Source organism: Endozoicomonas numazuensis (assembly GCF_000722635.1).
Taxonomy (GTDB): Bacteria; Pseudomonadota; Gammaproteobacteria; order Pseudomonadales; family Endozoicomonadaceae; genus Endozoicomonas_A; species Endozoicomonas_A numazuensis.
Map to the genome: position 1 here is coordinate 679,793 of NZ_JOKH01000001.1, position 6,726 is coordinate 686,518.

Annotated in this window: 2 protein-coding genes, 1 tRNA gene and 3 rRNA genes; 1 reads left to right on the plus strand and 5 read right to left on the minus strand. The window is 47.6% G+C overall.

What is annotated here, in order from left to right:
- Nucleotides 1-6: 6 nt before the first annotated feature.
- Nucleotides 7-1,041 carry an FGGY-family carbohydrate kinase gene (locus GZ78_RS03030; RefSeq protein WP_051785760.1) on the plus strand — a complete coding sequence of 345 codons (1,035 nt, stop codon included), beginning with the start codon at nucleotides 7-9 and terminating at the stop codon, nucleotides 1,039-1,041.
- Between the two features lie 48 nt (nucleotides 1,042-1,089).
- Here the strand turns inward: GZ78_RS03030 and GZ78_RS03035 are convergent.
- From GZ78_RS03035 to GZ78_RS03055, 5 genes are all read right to left on the minus strand, one after another.
- Nucleotides 1,090-1,165 (minus strand) — tRNA-His (locus GZ78_RS03035).
- Between the two features lie 121 nt (nucleotides 1,166-1,286).
- A complete protein-coding gene (locus GZ78_RS03040; RefSeq protein ID WP_034832683.1) occupies nucleotides 1,287-1,874 on the minus strand; it encodes an acetate uptake transporter in 588 nt (195 codons plus the stop codon).
- 706 nt (nucleotides 1,875-2,580) lie between these two features.
- Nucleotides 2,581-2,696 (minus strand): 5S ribosomal RNA (gene rrf, locus GZ78_RS03045).
- Between the two features lie 80 nt (nucleotides 2,697-2,776).
- Nucleotides 2,777-2,892: ribosomal RNA gene (gene rrf, locus GZ78_RS03050) — 5S ribosomal RNA — on the minus strand.
- Between the two features lie 214 nt (nucleotides 2,893-3,106).
- Nucleotides 3,107-6,071: ribosomal RNA gene (locus tag GZ78_RS03055) — 23S ribosomal RNA — on the minus strand.
- Nucleotides 6,072-6,726: the final 655 nt, after the last annotated feature.

Below are 6,726 nucleotides of genomic sequence, written 5' to 3' on the forward strand. Positions count from 1 at the left end.
TACTCAATGGTTATGCAGGACTCGATAGACATTCTAAAGACACTGGATGTTTATAAGCCTGAAATAAGACAAGGCACAATGCTTCCTATAGGAGCACCCATTCCTGGTGGCTTGAATCCATCCTCAGCCAGCGCTATGGAACTGCCCGTTGGAACTCCCATAGCTACCGGCATTGTTGATGGCTTAGGCGGCAGTCTGGCATCACTGGATCCCTTACAAGCAAAGTCTAACCCCGTTCCTATAGAAAACAGGCTCAGTATAGTGGTAGGTACTTCGACCATTTATATAGCCAGCAGCCAATCGGCAAAAACGATAGAAGGGGCATGGGGACCTATACCTTCTGCTCTGGGTGGTATTTATCACAACATCGTAGGGCAATCTGCGGCAGGCGCATTGATTGATCATATTGTCAGCAGCCATCCTGCCCACGCTATCGCCATAGATGAATCAGTAGAAAGGCAGCAAACCATTTCCCATTACCTCAACGAAACACTGAAAAGCATGGCTGAAAAAGGCCAGAGCCTATCCATGTTAACTCACGACATCCATCTTTTACCTTATTTTGCTGGTAACCGCTGCCCCAAAATGGATATGAGCCTGAAAGAGATGGTAATTGGATTGGAACTTGATAAGAGCATCGAAAACCTCGCGCTAACATACCTGGCTTGCATTCAAGCCATTGCATTGGGTGCCAGACACAATATAGAGCTTCTTACACAGCATGGTTACCATTTTACGGAGCTACGCCCCTGTGGAGGACTGGCTAAGAATCCGCTGTTTATACAAGAACACGTCAATATAGCAGGCATTCAAGCTAAAATGCCTCAAGAGCCTGATTGCATGTTACTGTCAAGTGCTTTGGTAGCATCCGTAGCATGTGGAGTGTTCGCTTCCATAGAAGACGCGATACAAGTCATGAGTCATCAAAAAGAAACCGTTTACCCAGATACATCACTTAAAGAATATTACGACAGAAAATACAGGTTTTTTCTTGAACTGTATGAAGATCAGCAGAAGTACAGGAAGATAATGAACAGGTAGTGCAGATACAAAAAAAAAGCCTGACTTAAAAGTCAGGCTTTTTAAAAGTGGGGTGGACGATGGGGTTCGAACCCACGACCACCGGAATCACAATCCGGGGCTCTACCAACTGAGCTACGCCCACCACTTCTTTGCTTCGGGGAAGAGATGTCATCCCTGAAGACGCGGCTGATTATAAGGAAAGCCGGCCTCCTTGCAAGAAAAAAATAGCACTTCAGGTAAAAACCGAAACCTTTTGCCCCTTCTCAGACTTCTCCGATAGGCAATACCGTTCTTCCCAGCTGTTCGTTAATCACTTCTGCCATTGCCAGGTAGATAGCGCTCGCCCCACAAACAATACCTTCCCAGCCTGCAAAATGCCCGATCTCTGTTGAGCCTGTGAAATCTCTGGCGGCCAACAGAAAGAAAAGTACGGCCAAAGATAGAAATACAAACTGAAGCACCCGATTGGTTTTCAGAGTGCCAAAGAACATCAGTGCTGTAAAAACACCCCAGAGCAACAAATACCAACCCATGTAACCTACCGGTGTTGGCTCCCCAATTCCCTGTTCAGGAAAAACAATAAGCAGCACCAGGCTAATCCAAAACAACCCATAGGAAGTAAAGGCCGTCAGCCCAAAAGTATTCCCCTTCTTGAACTCCAGAATACCGGCTATCACTTGGGCCGCACCACCATATGCAAGCCCCATTGCAAGAACCATTGCTGCCAGGGGATAAAAACCGGCATTATGAATATTCAATAATACTGTGGTCATACCAAACCCCATCAGCCCCAGAGGAGCGGGATTGGCATAAGTGGGTTCAACAACCTTCGCATCAACTTGTGTATTCATGTTTTTTGCTACTTCGGATAAATTACAAACAGACCCTCTACAAACTAGCCGTTTGAACCACACAGCTTGGATAAATTTTGAATAAAGATTCGCTCCAATGAACTCTGATCAGTCATTAGCTATGGTATTACGGAACTTTTTTTTGCTTATTGATTTGCGGCCTCAGTTTCATGGCAGTATTTTCTGAAAACCCGACACAGTTTTTATGATGTTATATCTGTTGTGCCCAAAGCAATTTTCCCTTTTGAGATAAGATCTCTCCGCCATTCAACAATCCTACAGTGACTGATTTCTATAGCTTCTCAGATCACCGAGATTTTAAGCCGTTACATCAGTGCTACTTTCTAGAAACAACTTTTCTCTCGAAGAATATATGCTTCAATAAAGAAAACGACGAAAACTGAATATTTTATCAAGGAATGTAGCTTTCATATGAATAACAAAGCAATCCAAATTTTTGAATCGCCGGGAGGTAAATAGAGGGGGAGCGACCTAATCAGTCTTAATGTCTAGGCCAAACTTTTATCAGGAATGGCATATCTTCTGGCCATTCTGAAACCAATGCTATGTACAAATAAGCAACAGAATGTGCTACACAACAATTCCCAAAGACTCATCACACAGGCGTTATGCTTTATTAGCTATGTTTTCAAAAAACCAATAAAAAAACCCCAGCAAGTTTCCTTGCTGGGGTTTTATATTTAATGCCTGACAGTGACCTACTCTCACATGGGGAAGCCCCACACTACCATCGGCGATGTATCGTTTCACTTCCGAGTTCGGGATGGGATCGGGTGGTTCCAATACTCTGTGGCTATCAGACAAATTCTGTTTGTTTCAAAGTCTTATCGATTGCTTTGAAACAAAAACGCTGGAGCACTTCCAGCGTTTTTTAAATTAATGCCTAGCGATGACCTACTCTCACATGGGGAAACCCCACACTACCATCGGCGATGTATCGTTTCACTACTGAGTTCGGGATGGGATCAGGTGGTTCCAATACTCTATAGTCACCAGGCAAAACTGGTTTGAACCGAAGGTTCAAAAGCTGTAAGGCTTTAAAGCTGTAAGGCTGTAAAGTTCGCTTTGAACTCGATTCTGGAATCCTGTACTTAATCAGCTGTTTTCTTGCTGTACACTCTTTATGTATGGCTTGTCTTAAAACCTTAAAGCTTTACAGCCTTAAAACTTTAAAACCCGCAGCTTCGCTGCATAAATCGCTTTGGCGTTATATGGTCAAGCCTCTCGAGTCATTAGTACTGGTTAGCTCAACGCCTCACAACGCTTACACACCCAGCCTATCAACGTCGTAGTCTTCAACGTCTCTTATGGAGCCTCAGGGCTCAGGGAAGTCTCATCTTGAAGGGGGCTTCCCGCTTAGATGCTTTCAGCGGTTATCCCGTCCGAACGTAGCTACCGGGCAATGCGTCTGGCGACACAACCCGAACACCAGTGGTTCGTCCACTCCGGTCCTCTCGTACTAGGAGCAGCTCTCCTCAAACTTCCAACGTCCACGGCAGATAGGGACCGAACTGTCTCACGACGTTCTAAACCCAGCTCGCGTACCACTTTAAATGGCGAACAGCCATACCCTTGGGACCGGCTTCAGCCCCAGGATGTGATGAGCCGACATCGAGGTGCCAAACACCGCCGTCGATGTGAACTCTTGGGCGGTATCAGCCTGTTATCCCCGGAGTACCTTTTATCCGTTGAGCGATGGCCCTTCCATTCAGAACCACCGGATCACTATGACCTACTTTCGTACCTGCTCGACATGTACGTCTCGCAGTCAAGCTGGCTTGTACCATTACACTAACCGCACGATGTCCGACCGTGCTTAGCCAACCTTCGTGCTCCTCCGTTACTCTTTGGGAGGAGACCGCCCCAGTCAAACTACCCACCACACAATGTCCTCGATCCCGATCAGGGACCTGAGTTAGAACCTCAATATTGCCAGGGTGGTATTTCAAGGTTGGCTCCATGCAAACTGGCGTTCACACTTCAAAGCCTCCCACCTATCCTACACAAGCAACATCAAGATCCACTGTGAAGCTGTAGTAAAGGTTCACGGGGTCTTTCCGTCTAGCCGCGGATACACTGCATCTTAACAGCGATTTCAATTTCACTGAGTCTTGGGTGGAGACAGCGTGGCCATCGTTACGCCATTCGTGCAGGTCGGAACTTACCCGACAAGGAATTTCGCTACCTTAGGACCGTTATAGTTACGGCCGCCGTTTACCGGGGCTTCGATCAAGAGCTTTTCCGAAGATAACCCCATCAATTAACCTTCCGGCACCGGGCAGGCGTCACACCGTATACGTCCACTTACGTGTTAGCACAGTGCTGTGTTTTTAATAAACAGTCGCAGCCACCTGGTATCTTCGACCGCCATCAGCTTACGGAGCATTAGCCCATAAAGAGCTGTCCGATCACCAATAGCGGCGCACCTTCTCCCGAAGTTACGGTGCCATTTTGCCTAGTTCCTTCACCCAAGTTCTCTCAAGCGCCTTGGTATTCTCTACCTGACCACCTGTGTCGGTTTCGGGTACGGTCCCTTTTGACCTGAAGCTTAGAAGTTTTTCCTGGAAGCATGGCATCAACCACTTCCTGACCGTAGTCAGTTCGTCATCAGTTCTCGGCATTCTCTCTGAAAGAGGGAACCGGATTTACCTGATTCCCTTGCCTACCACCTTAAACCCGGATAACCATCACCGGGCTGGCCTAGCCTTCTCCGTCACTCCATCGCAGTCAAAAGGGGTACAGGAATATTAACCTGTTTCCCATCGATTACGTCTTTCGACCTCACCTTAGGGGCCGACTCACCCTGCGCCGATTAGCGTTGCGCAGGAACCCTTGGTCTTCCGGCGAGGGAGGATCTCACTCCCTTTATCGTTACTCATGTCAGCATTCGCACTTCTGATACCTCCAGCCCACCTCCCGGTTGACCTTCAACGGCTTACAGAACGCTCCTCTACCGCTCAACACAAAGTGTTGAACCCGTAGCTTCGGTGAATAGTTTGAGCCCCGTTACATCTTCCGCGCGAGCCGACTCGACCAGTGAGCTATTACGCTTTCTTTAAAGGGTGGCTGCTTCTAAGCCAACCTCCTGGCTGTCTGGGCCTTCTCACATCGTTTCCCACTTAACTATTACTTTGGGACCTTAGCTGACGGTCTGGGTTGTTTCCCTTTCCACGACGGACGTTAGCACCCGCCGTGTGTCTCCCGTGATTGCACTCATTGGTATTCGGAGTTTGCATGGGGTTGGTAAGTCAGGATGACCCCCTAGCCCAAACAGTGCTCTACCCCCAATGGTGAGACACGAGGCGCTACCTAAATAGCTTTCGAGGAGAACCAGCTATCTCCGGGCTTGATTAGCCTTTCACTCCTATCCACAAGTCATCCCCTGGCTTTTCAACGACAGTGGGTTCGGTCCTCCAATCAGTGTTACCTGATCTTCAACCTGCTCATGGATAGATCGCCCGGTTTCGGGTCTATTCACTGCGACTCTTTGTCTCGTTAAAGACTTTACGCCCTATTAAGACTCGCTTTCGCTACGGCTTCCCTATTCGGTTAACCTTGCCACAGAAAATAAGTCGCTGACCCATTATACAAAAGGTACGCAGTCACAGAACATTCTCTTAAAAGAGAGTTTCTGCTCCCACTGCTTGTACGTACACGGTTTCAGGATCTATTTCACTCCCCTCAACGGGGTTCTTTTCGCCTTTCCCTCACGGTACTGGTTCACTATCGGTCAGTCAGGAGTATTTAGCCTTGGAGGATGGTCCCCCCTTGTCCGAAGACGGTTCAGTCAAGATTTCTCGTGTCCCGACCTACTCGATTTCACACTAAACGGGTTTTCGTGTACGGGGCTATCACCCACTATGGCGGCACTTTCCAGAGCCTTCCACTAACGCCGTAAATTGCTTAAGGGCTAATCCCCGTTCGCTCGCCGCTACTAGGGGAATCTCAATTGATTTCTTTTCCTCCGGGTACTTAGATGTTTCAGTTCCCCGGGTTCGCCTCCTAAACCCTATGTATTCAGGTAAAGGATACTCACTTGTGTGAGTGGGTTTCCCCATTCGGACATTCCTGGATCAGGGCCTGTTTATCGGCTCCCCAAGACTTTTCGCAGATTACCACGTCCTTCATCGCCTCTGACTGCCAAGGCATCCACCGTGTACGCTTAGTCACTTGACCATATAACCCAAAACGATCTAATTGGGCTTCGATTTTTTGGTTTATGCTGCGTTACAGTCAGAACTCGGTCAGTCACATACGTGAAGTATGCTCCCTCGGTCGTTCAGCCTGCGCCTTGCCTAAACGCAAAAACTCTTTGCCAAATTCGATGTTTAAAGTGCTATAAAAATCCTATAACTACCTTTAACGATCTTTATCTGATCCATTCCGAGGAATGTTCAGATCGCCATACACATTAGCAATAACCTTTCGGTTAGTTACTTGAGAGTGTCTCAGCAAGAATTTCATTAAACGACACATCATTAATNCCCCCTAGCCCAAACAGTGCTCTACCCCCAATGGTGAGACACGAGGCGCTACCTAAATAGCTTTCGAGGAGAACCAGCTATCTCCGGGCTTGATTAGCCTTTCACTCCTATCCACAAGTCATCCCCTGGCTTTTCAACGACAGTGGGTTCGGTCCTCCAATCAGTGTTACCTGATCTTCAACCTGCTCATGGATAGATCGCCCGGTTTCGGGTCTATTCACTGCGACTCTTTGTCTCGTTAAAGACTTTACGCCCTATTAAGACTCGCTTTCGCTACGGCTTCCCTATTCGGTTAACCTTGCCACAGAAAATAAGTCGCTGACCCATTATACAAAAGGTACGCAGTC